Origin of the sequence: Halomonas sp. N3-2A (assembly GCF_002216165.1) — a bacterium.
Taxonomy (GTDB): domain Bacteria; phylum Pseudomonadota; class Gammaproteobacteria; order Pseudomonadales; family Halomonadaceae; genus Vreelandella.
The window spans coordinates 745,300-758,402 of record NZ_CP022286.1 but is presented as its reverse complement, the minus strand read 5'-3'; the positions used below and the strand labels follow the sequence as shown (position 1 = coordinate 758,402).

The 13,103-nt window shown below is 55.2% G+C and carries 28 protein-coding genes; all 28 read right to left on the bottom strand.

Going from position 1 to position 13,103, the window contains the following annotated elements:
- Positions 1 to 6 precede the first annotated feature (6 nt).
- Positions 7 to 189, bottom strand: coding sequence for a helix-turn-helix transcriptional regulator (locus CEK60_RS03545; protein ID WP_089037852.1), 183 nt, complete (start codon positions 187 to 189; stop codon positions 7 to 9).
- 47 nt (positions 190 to 236) lie between these two features.
- Entirely contained in the window at positions 237 to 413 is a 177-nt protein-coding gene (locus CEK60_RS22025; protein ID WP_157697995.1) for a hypothetical protein, read from the bottom strand.
- 41 nt (positions 414 to 454) lie between these two features.
- Positions 455 to 673 carry a hypothetical protein gene (locus CEK60_RS03540; protein WP_089037851.1) on the bottom strand — a complete coding sequence of 73 codons (219 nt, stop codon included), beginning with the start codon at positions 671 to 673 and terminating at the stop codon, positions 455 to 457.
- Positions 670 to 993 (bottom strand): hypothetical protein, encoded by a 324-nt coding sequence (locus CEK60_RS03535; RefSeq protein WP_089037850.1) that lies wholly within the window; start codon positions 991 to 993, stop codon positions 670 to 672. Before CEK60_RS03535 ends, CEK60_RS03540 begins: the two co-directional genes overlap by 4 nt.
- A gap of 3 nt (positions 994 to 996) precedes the next feature.
- Positions 997 to 1,329, bottom strand: a complete 333-nt coding sequence (locus CEK60_RS03530; protein ID WP_089037849.1) for a hypothetical protein — start codon at positions 1,327 to 1,329, stop codon at positions 997 to 999.
- On the bottom strand, positions 1,326 to 1,625 hold the full coding sequence (locus tag CEK60_RS03525) for a hypothetical protein (protein WP_089037848.1): 300 nt from the start codon (positions 1,623 to 1,625) through the stop codon (positions 1,326 to 1,328). Before CEK60_RS03525 ends, CEK60_RS03530 begins: the two co-directional genes overlap by 4 nt.
- 282 nt (positions 1,626 to 1,907) lie before the next feature.
- A complete protein-coding gene (locus CEK60_RS03515) occupies positions 1,908 to 2,462 on the bottom strand; it encodes a hypothetical protein (protein ID WP_089037846.1) in 555 nt (184 codons plus the stop codon).
- The gene (locus CEK60_RS03510; RefSeq protein WP_089037845.1) at positions 2,459 to 2,812 is read right to left on the bottom strand and encodes a hypothetical protein; all 354 of its coding nucleotides are present in this window, start codon (positions 2,810 to 2,812) and stop codon (positions 2,459 to 2,461) included. Before CEK60_RS03510 ends, CEK60_RS03515 begins: the two co-directional genes overlap by 4 nt.
- Positions 2,809 to 2,991 carry a hypothetical protein gene (locus CEK60_RS03505; protein ID WP_089037844.1) on the bottom strand — a complete coding sequence of 61 codons (183 nt, stop codon included), beginning with the start codon at positions 2,989 to 2,991 and terminating at the stop codon, positions 2,809 to 2,811. Before CEK60_RS03505 ends, CEK60_RS03510 begins: the two co-directional genes overlap by 4 nt.
- Positions 2,988 to 4,721 (bottom strand): DUF4942 domain-containing protein, encoded by a 1,734-nt coding sequence (locus tag CEK60_RS03500; RefSeq protein ID WP_089037843.1) that lies wholly within the window; start codon positions 4,719 to 4,721, stop codon positions 2,988 to 2,990. The genes CEK60_RS03505 and CEK60_RS03500 overlap by 4 nt, the downstream gene beginning before the upstream one ends.
- Positions 4,722 to 4,759: 38 nt before the next feature.
- A complete protein-coding gene (locus tag CEK60_RS03495; RefSeq protein ID WP_089037842.1) occupies positions 4,760 to 5,179 on the bottom strand; it encodes a hypothetical protein in 420 nt (139 codons plus the stop codon).
- A 34-nt stretch (positions 5,180 to 5,213) separates the two neighbouring features.
- Positions 5,214 to 6,161 (bottom strand): recombination-associated protein RdgC, encoded by a 948-nt coding sequence (locus CEK60_RS03490; protein WP_089037841.1) that lies wholly within the window; start codon positions 6,159 to 6,161, stop codon positions 5,214 to 5,216.
- A 1-nt stretch (position 6,162) separates the two neighbouring features.
- The gene (locus tag CEK60_RS22020) at positions 6,163 to 6,321 is read right to left on the bottom strand and encodes a hypothetical protein (protein WP_157697994.1); all 159 of its coding nucleotides are present in this window, start codon (positions 6,319 to 6,321) and stop codon (positions 6,163 to 6,165) included.
- Complete coding sequence (locus CEK60_RS22015) at positions 6,318 to 6,458, bottom strand: hypothetical protein (RefSeq protein ID WP_157697993.1); 141 nt, start codon at positions 6,456 to 6,458, stop codon at positions 6,318 to 6,320. The genes CEK60_RS22020 and CEK60_RS22015 overlap by 4 nt, the downstream gene beginning before the upstream one ends.
- 51 nt (positions 6,459 to 6,509) lie before the next feature.
- Positions 6,510 to 7,349, bottom strand: coding sequence for a hypothetical protein (locus CEK60_RS03485; RefSeq protein ID WP_198361453.1), 840 nt, complete (start codon positions 7,347 to 7,349; stop codon positions 6,510 to 6,512).
- An 8-nt stretch (positions 7,350 to 7,357) separates the two neighbouring features.
- Positions 7,358 to 8,173, bottom strand: coding sequence for a PD-(D/E)XK nuclease-like domain-containing protein (locus CEK60_RS03480; protein WP_198361452.1), 816 nt, complete (start codon positions 8,171 to 8,173; stop codon positions 7,358 to 7,360).
- A 71-nt stretch (positions 8,174 to 8,244) separates the two neighbouring features.
- Positions 8,245 to 8,535 (bottom strand): hypothetical protein, encoded by a 291-nt coding sequence (locus CEK60_RS03475; protein WP_089037840.1) that lies wholly within the window; start codon positions 8,533 to 8,535, stop codon positions 8,245 to 8,247.
- Complete coding sequence (locus CEK60_RS03470; protein WP_089037839.1) at positions 8,532 to 9,290, bottom strand: hypothetical protein; 759 nt, start codon at positions 9,288 to 9,290, stop codon at positions 8,532 to 8,534. The genes CEK60_RS03475 and CEK60_RS03470 overlap by 4 nt, the downstream gene beginning before the upstream one ends.
- Positions 9,287 to 9,538: a hypothetical protein gene (locus CEK60_RS03465; protein WP_089037838.1), complete on the bottom strand. Its 252-nt coding sequence runs from the start codon at positions 9,536 to 9,538 to the stop codon at positions 9,287 to 9,289. The genes CEK60_RS03470 and CEK60_RS03465 overlap by 4 nt, the downstream gene beginning before the upstream one ends.
- Before the next feature lies 1 nt (position 9,539).
- Positions 9,540 to 9,698, bottom strand: coding sequence for a DUF1382 family protein (locus CEK60_RS22010; RefSeq protein ID WP_157697992.1), 159 nt, complete (start codon positions 9,696 to 9,698; stop codon positions 9,540 to 9,542).
- 3 nt (positions 9,699 to 9,701) lie between these two features.
- A complete protein-coding gene (locus CEK60_RS03460; protein WP_089037837.1) occupies positions 9,702 to 9,935 on the bottom strand; it encodes a hypothetical protein in 234 nt (77 codons plus the stop codon).
- A gap of 144 nt (positions 9,936 to 10,079) precedes the next feature.
- Positions 10,080 to 10,226: a hypothetical protein gene (locus CEK60_RS22005; RefSeq protein WP_157697991.1), complete on the bottom strand. Its 147-nt coding sequence runs from the start codon at positions 10,224 to 10,226 to the stop codon at positions 10,080 to 10,082.
- Complete coding sequence (locus CEK60_RS03455) at positions 10,219 to 10,518, bottom strand: hypothetical protein (RefSeq protein WP_089037836.1); 300 nt, start codon at positions 10,516 to 10,518, stop codon at positions 10,219 to 10,221. The genes CEK60_RS22005 and CEK60_RS03455 overlap by 8 nt, the downstream gene beginning before the upstream one ends.
- Positions 10,519 to 11,074: 556 nt before the next feature.
- Complete coding sequence (locus CEK60_RS22000) at positions 11,075 to 11,251, bottom strand: hypothetical protein (RefSeq protein ID WP_157697990.1); 177 nt, start codon at positions 11,249 to 11,251, stop codon at positions 11,075 to 11,077.
- A gap of 27 nt (positions 11,252 to 11,278) precedes the next feature.
- Positions 11,279 to 11,767, bottom strand: coding sequence for a hypothetical protein (locus tag CEK60_RS03450; RefSeq protein ID WP_089037835.1), 489 nt, complete (start codon positions 11,765 to 11,767; stop codon positions 11,279 to 11,281).
- Positions 11,768 to 11,896: 129 nt separating this feature from the next.
- Positions 11,897 to 12,049 carry a hypothetical protein gene (locus CEK60_RS21995; RefSeq protein WP_157697989.1) on the bottom strand — a complete coding sequence of 51 codons (153 nt, stop codon included), beginning with the start codon at positions 12,047 to 12,049 and terminating at the stop codon, positions 11,897 to 11,899.
- Positions 12,046 to 12,489: a tellurite resistance TerB family protein gene (locus CEK60_RS03445; RefSeq protein ID WP_089037834.1), complete on the bottom strand. Its 444-nt coding sequence runs from the start codon at positions 12,487 to 12,489 to the stop codon at positions 12,046 to 12,048. Before CEK60_RS03445 ends, CEK60_RS21995 begins: the two co-directional genes overlap by 4 nt.
- Before the next feature lie 218 nt (positions 12,490 to 12,707).
- Entirely contained in the window at positions 12,708 to 13,013 is a 306-nt protein-coding gene (locus tag CEK60_RS03440) for a response regulator transcription factor (protein ID WP_089037833.1), read from the bottom strand.
- Positions 13,014 to 13,103 lie beyond the last annotated feature (90 nt).

Here is a 13,103-nt window from a genome sequence, read left to right as displayed (position 1 = left end):
CGGCCATTATGCCGCTGCCCGCTTTTCCTCCCAGGCGATTACGTCACGTACTCGCCAGCGGGATTCGGAGCCGTGGCCGCCACGCATGATCGGTGCAGGAAAGCCCTTTTCTCGCTGCCAGTGATTAAGAGTGCGAGTAGACCGGCCGTAACGCTCGCGCAGTTGTGAAGTTGAAATCAGGTCATCCATTGATGCCTCCTTTATATAGGCAAAAGAAACCGCCTCGTGGGCGGCTGTTAATGAATCCTTGGCATAGCTTCGAACTCCCCGGCGTCTAGCCCTGGGTCGTGGTGGCCTTCCCGCCAATCGCTTATCCGCTCATGCCACATTCGCTCACAACACTCGCAGCGATCCTCAAGGTAGTACTCCTCATCAGGCATCAGCGGTATGCCGCATTCTTTGCACTCAGCCATTGCCACCTCCATTCGTAAAAAAGCCGCCCTGGTGGCGGCTGTTATCGATGCGTTTCTCGCTCAGCACACGGCGGCGGCATTGGATCGCCTTCGTATCGCTCGACTTTACTAATCGACAAACCGCGCAAGTGCCAGTCGCCGACCATGTGCTTTCGCTCGTCCAGCGTCTCGCCGTCATTGATCCACGCCATCGCCACGTTGCCGCCGCATACTGGGCAGTTGGCCAGCATCATCTGGCCGAGGTGTTTTCGCTCTGTCATAAGCCCTCCGGTAAAGCTGCAGCAGCGCGCACGATGGCGCGGCGCGTGGCAGCGCTATCAACCCCGGACTCACGCGCGAGGCTATAGCCGCTGTTGGTATACACGCCCACAAAATCACCATTCTCCTCGGGATCGCTGTAACTTACGGAAAGCCTAAGCGCAATCATCAGCCTAAATGCGTCGCCATCATCATTGATCGGATTAAAAGAAACCCACTCCTGACCTCTTCGCTCCCGCATGTAAAAACCAGAAGGCCGGGACATTGTGTGAGTGCAGCCTCCAGCTCGCGCCGCGCGCTCTAGCAATTCCTGGTCAGTCATAAATTACTCCGGTAGCGGCATCCAGCGCTTGACGCCTTCAAGCGGATAATTATCCCCAGCCCTATCGGTAAGCTCTAGGTCATACCAGTTAGGCTCCACATACATTCCGCAGGCGCTGGTCTCTCCGTCGCTAGCTACAACGGACTCTCCATTATCTGGCAATCCATCCTCAACATTCGTCCAAGGCAGGGCGACTTGCCATGACTCCCATGCGCACTGTACGTGATAGTCACAGTATTGATCGGGCCATATATTTCGCTCACCCTGACGAATCACACACCACTCGCGCGGCGGCTTAACTGCCCACGCTTCAAACCGCTCTCGCTGCTCACTCATATATCACCCCGCTTAATCTCAACGCCCGGGATTTTGCCGTCGCGGATCGCGGCGCGCCTCGCCCGCCACCACTGGAAATATCCGTTAACACCAGTCGCCTCAAACTCGCATGGATTAGGATGCGTATTGAAGTCGGCGAGGAATGACTGAATAGTCACTTCGTCAGAGTCGTTAAGCGGGCTTGATGCGATAATGCTTTGAGTCTGCTCGGACTGCCGCGCCTCAATGGCTTTAAACGCCTCCTCCTCTTCCGGCGTGCATTCTGCAAACTGGTCGTCATATGCTGTGATAGTCATAAAAACCTCGCATAAAAAAACCGCTTATTGGCGGCGGTAGTCTTTGAATAATCTGGTCGATAATCGCCAGTACGGCGTATCGGGTATGCGCCTACGCACTGCCAGGGCGACTATGCGGCGGGCGCTGGGGAGGTCGGTTAGCATGCTCAAACTCCGTGCAGCGCACGATGATTGCATCGTCTGATTTGGCCATTGCGGGCATGGTGGAAAACGGTAATCCGCTGCAGTCATCGAAGGTGTGGCGGCACGCTATGCACATTGAAGCCTTTGGCTGGTGGCTGGTCATTTCAGCGCCTCGGCCTGCTGTCGTTTATCCTTGGCATCGCTGCGAAGTATCCCGGCAACCTCACGGCGAAAATTCTCAAGGTAACCAGCTTCAGCCATTATGCAGTCCGCTCTATGCTCCAACGCTTCCGCCTGAGCTATAAGTATTCGATAGCTAGATAATTGCCGTGCCTCTTTCTCTCCGCAGCCTCCGATACTTTCTATAGCATCGCCTGCTTCATTTTCATTTGAAGCATGGATAAGGTCTGTGGCTGCATCCTGCAGAGCGCAAAAGCTATTTGCCAGCGCATCCCGCTCACCCTGCACCTTCTCCCGCAGCGCTATCTGCACTTCCTCTGCTGCGCGGTATGCGTCACGCTCTTGCATTAGCTGAACGTTTTGTCGAACCTTAGCTTCAAGCTCGCTTTTAAAAGACTCTATATCCTTGCCTGCCCACGCTACCCCGGCACGGAAAGCGTCTGATAGCTGGCTAGGCTGGTCGATAGGCAGACAGTGAGCATGCAGCCCACGATGCTCTAAATCAGTTAATGGCTTTTTGTGCATGCTCATCATGCAGCCCTCATTGAGACTAGCTGCCGACGCAGCTCGGCGTTATCTGCTTGCAGCGCTTCAAACGCCTTACGCACAGGCTCGGCGCCATTCCAATCTCCTGGCTCGCCTTTGCCGCCGCTGACGATCTGATAAATCTCATGCACGGTTGAGCGCTGCGTGCGCGCCTCTTGTGCGTGAGCCTGGGCTTCAAGGCGTAGCTTGGCATTCTCTGCTGCCAAAGCTTCGTTCTCTTCAATGAGCGCGTACTTCTCGGCTTCAAGGTCGTCGTTGCGACTAATCAACTGATTAACGGCAGCACGGCGGCATACTTGGGAGAGCGCTGCGTTTGTGCCTCTATGAATAGCGATCATGGTTTATCTCCGGTAATGATGTAGCGGTCTGCGCTCGGGCCTACTAGCGGGCGCTGACCCTCGGCTAAGTGCCAGTCGAAGCGGTGCAGGCAGTTATCGCACTGCTTGTAGTTCATTGACGGGAACAGGCGTAGGCGGGTGCAGCGGCAGCGTGGGCACTGCTTGGTGGTGGGTTTCATTGTTTATCTGCTACTACGATAACGACGCTGATCGACGTGCCAGCGAACTCGTTGCTATACGGTCCATGCCATTGCAGCGCGAACCCTGGTAGCTGTAACCGCTTTGCCGCACCCTCTGGTAGCACGGCAACGATGCGGGCGTTCTTTGCGGTAACCGATGCAGCCGCTTCGATGTGTGCCAGCCAGCGGCCTTGATCAAACGGTGGGTTCATGACTACTCGGTTATAGCCACCTCCGCGATAGTCATTCGCCAACTGAAGGAAATCGAGGCAAGTGATTGCTCGTCGACCTGCCTGCGTATATCCCTTGGCTTTCAGAACCTCGCAGTGCAGCTTGCTGACCTCATAGCATTCCAAAAAAGCATCTTCCGGCACATGATCAGCCAACCCGCCGGTGCCTGCGCTTGGCTCAAGCCAATGCATTTTCGGTGTCGCATCCTCGCTGGCAAGCTCAATCACTCTCTTAGCCAGCGACTCAGGGGTTGGGTAGAACTGGTGGCTCTTCTGGTCGGGTATGCAGCCCGTACAGATGATCTGATCAAGCACGTCGCTAGGGTCGTAGCCGAATGCCCAGTGATCTCCCAGTTCATTACTGGCACGTACACCGCCGATCACCTGAATGATCTTCACGGCTTCATTCAGCGCATGCTTATCGGCTCTCTGGATGTCGAAATTGAATTGGCGAGTGTTGGCTACTGGTCGATACTTCGGCTGGTTGAAGCCAGGATTCTCGACACGTCGGCTCGCCTCCTTCATGCTGGATAAAATCGAAAGCACCGCGAACGGTAGTGGACGATCAAAAAGCTCAAAGTCTTTGATCTTGCGTGGGCGCTTGGGTCGCGTCCGGCTCTCTGATGGTATCGCCGCTGGATAGAGGTGCGCCAATATCGCGTTGAGACGCCACGCCATTTCGGGATGCACTTCAATATGCGCGGTACCGACACCGTTATAAATACGAATACGTAGCGCGTTGCCGTCCACGCCCTGCCACTGGCCATTGAACTGACTGGCAGCTCCAATAACGGCGTTTGTCGCCCCATGGCGAGGTTCATCGCGCCCCATGAACTTTGCTATCACACAGCGCAGGTCGTTGATGTAACCGCTGGCTCTGTAATCAACGGTGCCGAAGCTGCTGATCACGCCCGGTAGGATCATGCGCTTACTGAATCCTTCAGGCCGGTTCGTTACGTGGGTGCGACTCAGTGCGCGGAAAATGCCATCTACACGTTCGGCCAAAAACTGCATTCGGCTGATTAGCAGGCCGTGTAGAGTAGAGCGAACCGTCTCTTCCTCAAACGCAGGCAGTGGGTGTACATGCCACTTTTCAATCTGCTTCTTTGTCTCGTGATCCCAGGTGGTCGACTTCCTGCCGAGCGGGTTTTTGATCTGTTCATGCCATTCATCACGCCTCTTCTGCGGCATGTAGTCCATCACATCGGTCATGCGTAGCGCACGATCCCAATAAGCCGCAGTGAGATGAGCAACCGCCCCGTCTGGGCTGAACAGTTTTTCAATGGATGTAGGGATTGTGTTTCGCTGATCAGGCAGATTCCCTTCAATAAAATGATGCAGAACCGATGCATGGGTGGGGTCGTCCATTGCATCGGCGAGCGATTCTATCTCTCGTTTTTTCTTGTGGAACTCACCGATCAATCCATCTACTAGGTCTGATGATACAGGGGCAAAAAACTCTCCTGCATCATCAGCTACGATTTGGGCTTGTGCTGTCATGCTCACCTCCCAGATAGTAAAAAGCCCCAAGCGGGGCGTTAGGTTGTTTTGCTCTTGTTGCGCCGATGCACTCGATGGCACGCCGCCGTCATTCGCATAACGGAATTTCCTTTTGCCCGCCGCTGAACATCTAGCGGCATGGTTTTTAGTCGTCGGTACAGCGCGCCCATTGCGACAGGCTGGCCAATTCTGGCCATGTAATCGTGCGCTTGTGGTACGGTCATCATCTTTGCTTCAATGCAATCGGTTAGTGTTCGGTCGACCTCTGCCCAGTCTTTTCTCATACGCCAGCCTTGACGCTCTTTTGACATAAGCCCGATACGCTGGGCAGCGCCGATTACGCTGTAAATCTCTCTACCCATATCGGCGGCTATATCGGCATACCGCCAGCGTTGGTTGATGAGCGTTTCCAGCCGGTCGTACTCATCGCGTGACCAGCGGCGGTATTTGCGAGCCATAAGCCCTCCTGCATTAAAAAAGGCCCCTTGGGGCCTAGTCGGTTAATTCCATCTCGAATTTTTCCGGCGGCGCGTAAGCATCACCGCCCAGCCATTCAACAATGCGGGCAACGCTGTTTCGCAGGCATCCGGCCATAATCACGAAGTCTGTTTCCAGCCGCGCCAGGGCGTCGTCTCCATCGTCCGTCATATCCGCTTCTTCAATTAGCGCGTCGCCAAAGCGAATTGATTTCAGCGCCAAATCATCGTGCAAGACGAATGAAAGTTGGCCCTCAATACTCAACGCCAGCTTGCTAGCCTGCCGCCCGCTTTCTAGGAGCTGTTGCATTTCATCGCTGTCGAGATCGACTTGCCGCCCCTTAACAACGCCGTCATCGCCCTTGGCTTTCAGCTCCACGGTATCGCCTAGCTGCAGATCAGCAGGCCGCGATGCCGGATCACCCAGCCACGTCGTCATGGCGCGAATCGGCAACACCTGACTACTCAGAGGCGTCACTTTCAAGCTGCCCAGCGTTTCCCGTAGCAGGTCGAGCACTTCCTCGGCGCGCGTGCGGCTGCCGGTGTTGATGGCTATCAGCTGCCGTTCCGTATCCCACCAAAGATCAATCTTCTGACTGCGCACGAAGGCGCGGGGCATTAGCTGCTCAGTGGCCTGCTCCTTGAGCGCTGTCTTTTCCTTGCGCGTGACCTTGCGGCCTTCGCTGGACTCAATGTCGGCTACCTGCTCGTCGACTTCCTCTTTCACGACCGATGCAGGCAAAAGCCGCTCTTGGCGCAGTGCGGAGAGTAGCCGATGCCCCTGCATTTCGTGAACGAGCTGGCCATTGCCCAATCGGCCGGCGGGTGCCGTCCAGCCCAGGCGGCGGGCGTCTGCATCGCCTAGCGGCTTGGCGGCATAGCACGCCATCTGCTCGGCTAGCTGCTCAATTCCAGCCGCTTGCTCAGCATGCAGGCGGTAGACGTGAAGGTTTTTGAACCACATATTAATCGTCCTCTTCTTCGTTGCTGGCTTCTTCTACCCGCAACGGGAAATCGCCGATGAAGTGCAGCGCGATTTGCAAGCCGACCAAAAAACCCTTGTGCTTATCGCTACCGGCTTCAAATTGAATGTCATCACCCAGCTGAATGCCCTTGTCCTTCATGGCAATATGCTTTCCAGCTGATCGCGAACCTCCTGATGATGCTCTTGGGCGAGAAGCACAGCGCGCATCATTTCGCTGTCGCCGCGTCCGCTTTTAACGGGCTCAAACATTTCTGAGAACTGTTCGTTGACCGACATTTGATTATCTCCAGGTATTAAAAAAGCCCCTGATTTAGCGGCTGTTGGTAGTTACGCTGTTTGCGCCTGCTTTATCTCTGCGTTTAAATCGCCCGCTTCCGGCTCATGGCTTCGCATCGAAAAGAAGTCCGACGCTTGGGCTTGGCCGCCCTTAATGCTGTTGTAAACGGCTTGAAGGTTCGCTATATCCTCCGGCAAGCAGTCATCAAGGCTTTTGCCTAGATAGGTGGAAAGGTGACCCGCATTCACGCCGTACCGGCCAAAGGCTTCAACGGATCGCCGCACCCGGTCTGCAACAGGCTCCTCGTTATCACCGGCTAGCGTTTTACGGCAGCGATTAACAGCGGCGTCTACTAGGTCAGGTGGTAGTATGGCGAGCAACCGCGCCCGCAAACGGCGCCCACCCATGTTGGCGGTGATCTCGTAAATGTCCCGCTCATCTGTCAGCGCAACGCCGCCGCCTCGTTTGTCGCGGATATGCCGAACCGTGAACTTTTGGCTGCTGTACGTGTTTGTTTCAACGTCCCAGGCGTAGGCCTCCATTTCGCTATTGCCTTCCTGGCGGGATAGCTCGCGAATACCGTAGTCGATGTTCCCCCAACAGCGCGCAAGCTCCTCGGCAAGGCGTATAGAGGGGCCGCTAACCTTTTGCCCTCCTCGCGGGTAGGCGTATTCGCCAACGGCAGCCAGCGCAGGGCGTTGACAGCTTGTCATGATCTTGCTGTACGCCAGAGCTTCATCACGCGGGAACTTCTTAGCCAGCAATAGCTTACCTTGGGCTTCGGTAACCGCTCGGCTCTGCTCAATATGAACAGTGCCGTGATTCACGTGCTGGCCCATCTGCTGACTGACAAACGGGTTTTGATATTCCTGCTGAACTTGCCCTTCCATAAATCCTCCTACACCGCCCAATGCGGCAACCGTAATGTCTCAATGCCGGGCCAATCTCCTGACTGTCGGCACTCGTGGTAAAGCTGCAAATCTCGCTGATATGCGAACCGCCCCTTGTCTTTTGCCTCGCTGTCGAGAGTGAAAAGGCGAACGGGATATCGACCGCACTCTATGCTCGTGCTTACTACGAGGAACAAGAACGCACGCGGCGGCTCCCCAAAATGCGTTTGGTATCCGTCGCTATAAAACGGGTCTTGAACGTGATAGCGGTAGTCGTAGACCGAGCGCGAAAACTTGCCCATGTCGGCAGTGGTCTTTAAGTCCATTAGCCAGCCCATATCAGGCAGGGCTTTGTCTGGGCGGCAGCGGCATAGCTCGCCAGTTATTGAGTCATTCCAGTAGATGCTTGCTTCAACATCGCCAGCAGACTCAACCAGCCAGCGCGCCTGGGGATGAGCTAAAACGCTCTCGCGTATCAAATGGACCTTGCGCCCTTCGGCGTGCGTAAGAACTGTCCGGCTGCCTAGCGTTTCCTCAAACGCCGCCCACTTCTCCTTGCCCGCTTTCGTATTCTTGGGCGCGTCAGGCCCGATCGCATATTCAGCATCGAATCGGTGCGGCTCCAAAATCAGCGCATGGCAGGCATCGCCAACATTCAGCGCCGTCTTTTTCTCCTCATCTTCGGGCGCAGTCTTTGACCACTGGAAAAGCGAGGGCGATTTATTAATCAGGTCGAGCTGAGACTTCGATATACCCGGCCCCTTGTGGTAATCCTCGTTCGGTATGCCCTGGTAGTACCCAGGGCCTATGTCATTTTCGGCCACTGTGATAATCTCCTCATTGATCTATCTCGACGTTGATCTGGCCCGCTACCTGTTTGCCCAGGAGCGGGCTTTTATTTGTTCAGCGCTCGCCAATCGCTTAGCGCTTGGCGGGCCTCACAGAATGAATCGCTAAGCTCGGTCATGCCGTCTTGGCAATCCTTCGCCATTGACACAGTCAGGTCTGACAAGGCTGCCGCCATCCGTTTGGCGCTTTCATGGCGCTCCTGCGTGTCCCGCAAAAGCGCCTCCAGCTCGTCGTGATCGCCTTTATTCAGGCTCTTGCTTCCCTTAGTGACGTGGTAAACCGCATCACCGCTGCTTTCATCCCAGCCCGCTTGGCCGGTTACTCGCCAGTTGCTCATTGGTCGACCCTCCGAAACTCAACGACCCATACCCATGGGTTAGCGTCCCGGCGATCAAAGCCATTAATCGACTGCCATAACTGATTGAATCGCTTTTTTGGTGAGTCACAGCTATGGCAATCAACCTCAGATGCGCCCGCCAAACTGCCTTGCTCATGCACCTGATAGCCGTCGCAGATTTGGCAGGGCCATACATCGGCTTCACCGGCCATGTCGCTATATTCATCGTTGGTGTAGCAGCCTTCGGCTATAGCATCCTCATCACTGATGCTTAGCAGCCGCTCAACGCGAACGCTGACGATCTCTAGCGTGATGCGAGAGGCCCAGCGGGGCATGTGGATTGAGGGCTTCCAGCGCTGGATTAGGTCGCCGTCCTGGTCTACGTATTCGCAAGAATCGCCACTTGCGCGATAGGCGCAGTGCTCGGGGTTTTTATAGCGCCCCATATCCTTGAAGTATGTCGGGTCTTTCTCCATCTCCTCCTGGTCAACAAGCGGGCCTTGAAATGTCTCACGCACCCAGAGTCGGTCACCGGGCTGGCCGTAGGGGCAGCGAATTAGGGCTGCTGTTTTGCCAACGACTTTTTGAGCCACCTCGTCGTACATGGGGCGCCATTCTTGAATGGCTGCGCTGAGTGCGTGCTCATCGAAGGTATCGCCGGTCTTGAGCTTGATAGCTCGCCGCGTCTGCGTTTTGTGGCCGTTGAGAATGGCGCGCACCATGGCGGCGTTGAATAAAATCGGGCGCTCTTTCATAACTCACCCCGCTGCCGCTTCTCGCTCCACGCCTTGATCAAACTACGAACGACAATGCTGTTAGCTTCTTGCATCAAGTAGTCGTACAGCTCTTGCTCTTGATCGTCGGCGCGCATCCATTGCACAAACTCATCAGCAGCCCACACTTCGCCATCGTCTAGGGCTTGCTCTGGCGTTGGCTCCTGGTCAGGATCGAACTGCGGATAAAGCACGCGGCTCTGATCGGGTACTCGTAATGCTGTGCCCATGTCATACCTCCTGCTCAAGTCTTCGAGCGGCCTCAAGGATCGCTTCCTGCCGCTGCTCCTCGCTAAGTACTGGCATCGGGATAAACGGGATGCCCGCCTTCGCGTAGATGTTGGCAATTTCAAGCGCTTTACGTGTTTCTACGGGGGTGGCTCTATTCATGATCTACGCCTCCCATAGCTGCAAATGCGCTGGCTTTAGCCCATAAAGACGCTCTGCATACGACACGCGACGCTTGCTATTCTGAGCGTCCTGATAGCTTGATGGCTTATCCTCGGCGCTTCGGCGCGCTGGCTGGCGGCGATACACAGGCATGCGCCCGTACATCCTCAGCAGGTCAATAACGCGGGTATTGCGGGACACTAGGCGGGTTACGTCATTCTGCTTGATGGGAATCATGTCGTTTCACCTTGAAAATAAGCTCAAAGGGAAGCTCGAAATGCCGTGCTGCTTTTTTGGCTTTGTTTCGGCTACAAAAAACGCCCAGATCAGGGCGTGGAATGATGTTGCTGTCGGGCTGCTCGCGCAGAATGAATCCAGCTCTCATATCTGCCAGACCTCCTTCAATTCGCGCCGTAACGCCAAATCAGCGCGCTTGTGATCCGATTCAATACGGCGGCGATAGAGCCACCGCTGCGCCGCTCGGTCTTTGCTGTCGAGCGCTTCTTTGTCGAGGGGTCGGTTAGCCATCGGTGCGCTCTCGCAGGCAGTAGAGAAAACCATCAGCCGTGCCGATTGCTTCATTCATCAGGTTGTCGTCAGCGCCGTTGCCATGAGCCAGTAAAGATTGAGCAAACTTAGCCGCCACCTCCTGCAGCCGAGCTTTCTCAATAAGCGCGTCTAGCTCTGCATCGCCACTTTCAGGGATGCGTAGGTCAATGCAGGCGCGCTCGCGCTTAGTCAGGCCGAAGCTTGAAGGCTCAAGCTCGCCGCGACCGTTTGTTTCAAAAATGGGTGAATCCGGAGTATCAAGATTTTTCATAAACACCTCTCATAGAATTAGGCGCGCTGCCTCGTTACTCGTCGCAGTGCCAGTGCAGGTTAATGAGGGAAGCAGCGCGGGAATGCAGCCAATGCGGCAACATTCCAACTATTGCAAAAAATGCAAGGGTTCAAAAAAGCCCGCCGAAGCGGGCAATGCCAGTGTGATGCTGCCGGACGATGCCGGTATTAGCATCGGGGAGTGTTCTGGGGTGTGGGATTAGCCTGCTACGGCGTACCAAGCAGAGCTTTTACCTCCGTGCAAAACACTCCCCGATGACCACCAGATACGCCCTGGTGGCACGGCAATCAATCCACCGAGCACGGACCCTGCTTTTGCTGCGCGAGACTCCGGTTGTGCTGCGATTTCATGATCACGCCTCTACCGCTCACGCTATGCCCGAGCTTTTGGTTTTGGCGTGGATGCCTGCTCAGCATCCAGATACCCCCTTGGCGCTTCCCTGAGTCCCGACAGGGCAAGAGGTATTTGGATGCTGGCTCTATTCTTAGCCGAACCAGCAGGCTTTAGGCCCCACTACGCAGGTGGCGCGTGCTGCTCAGTAATACGTCAGCTCCTGATCGACTATTTCCTCAGGACAGTCTTCATATCCATCCACTTCAACTACCGCTGCATCATGGAGAGACTGTGCGTAATCTTGTGTTGATTGGTTATCTGGGAACCCGCACTCAACTAGCCGCGACTTAGCTTTGCTTACCCATTCTTTTTCACCCATACCCACCTCCTGTTGATTAGCGGCTAGTCAATCCCGATCCGCTGGAACGTCCACATATTCGCGGGTCGGCGTGTACGGGAAGGTGATGTCTACTCGACTATCTCCGCTGGTAAAGCAACAACCGTCAGGCTCTCGAAATATCCGGCCCTCGCTGTCGTAAGCTGTCCCATCTGCGCGCATAAATACGTGCCCGCAACGTTTATTCTGAGCCTTCATATCGTCGCCATAGCCAAGCTCTACCCACTCATTAGGCTCACCGGTAAGCGGGCCTAGCGGCTCGTGCCGGAGTAGTTTTTCCAGCGCCGAGACTGCATAACTGGCTGAAAACCCGCTATGGCCTTCGATGCTGAATAGCTGGCCCATGCGAATCAGGTGATCCCGCATCATTTTTTGCATGGGATCGTCACTCTCAGGCATTTCACGCTTAACGTGATCGACCGTGTTGCTATCACCTGCCAGCTCTTCTAGCAGCGCGTAAAGTTGCTGCTCTTTTTGATTCCGTTGCTTTTCATCCATACCGATCTCCTGTTAATCCGTGAAACATCGGGTAACACGCCGTAATCACGGCTACACTCCCTTAAATAGACGGCAGGCTCCGTGCAGCGCATTACCCGATGCCCGCTCAGTGAACGGGCTGGTCGTCCGCTATTCCCCGCGACTCAGCAGCGCCATGACGATGATCACGGCGGCCAGCGCGAAGTCCATGAAGAACGAAGGCAGAAACATAATGGCGACAGCACAGCCAATGATGGTGTAGCGCTTCGCCTTACCGCTCACTCGCTTGATGTCGTTAATCATGCAGGCAGACCGTAGTCAGTTGGGTTCAGGCCAAGCTTACCGGCCACCTCTTTGATGACGACGACTTCCTCTTTTTCAAACTCGCCATCGGCACCGGCAATAGTGATCATGTTCACCAGCACCTCCTCGGCATGGTCGCGGTCATCGGCGATGTCGCCAATCTCGCGCATGATCTGCAAGCGACCCACCTGGAAACCGGCTTGAAGCTGGTCGGTAAATCGCTGGATGGTCTGCGTAATCTCGCCCCCAAAGCCTTGTAGGCGCTGATTTGAGCGAAGGAGCTGATCAAGCTTGTCCGTTTCTTCCTTCTCGATCTCGCCATCAGCGGCGGCAATCAATAGGCAGCCACCGACAATGGCCTGCATCAAGTCGCGGTTCTCCACGTTCTTGAGGTTCTGCTGTGCGGTTTTCATTCGCTTACTAAATAGCTTTCCAAACATGGTCTTCCCCTTATTCCCAAGATGGGCAGTTGGTTGAGTGATGCGCCTGCATCCATCAGCGCCCTCAATGAAGGCGCTGTAAGATGACCTGATACTTCGACAGCCTCAGGTGGGCGTACTCCTAGCGACCTCTCGCAGATCCAATCCACTACGGGCGGCTAGGCTATATCGATGTTAAAGAGCGTCCACATTGCCCGGTGGTGCGGGTCGTGCTGCTACTAGGCGATCATCTGAACCTGATCCGCCCGTCGGGCGATGCGAGTCTTGCCACTGCGGCGCATCGCATCGTCTGTGCCTGTGAGCAGCGTTATCGCTAGTGCTAAACACAGGGCTTTGATAAATCCACGGGAGATTGAAATTGCTACCAGGTGGGCTGTATTCCGCGCACCAACGCGCTCATAAGCGAGCTGGATGTGGCGGCGCACAGTAGGGACTGCGCGAGATAGCGAGGCTGCTGCTTGCTCAGCGGTTAAACCACTTGCTAGAAGCTCAACTATCTCTGTTTGGCGCTTGGTAAGATTCATGTCCCTGCCTAATTAATCAACCGATGAGTTGATATTAGACAACCGAACATTGATACGTCAACCATTAAGGTTGATAACTGAGTTAATTTA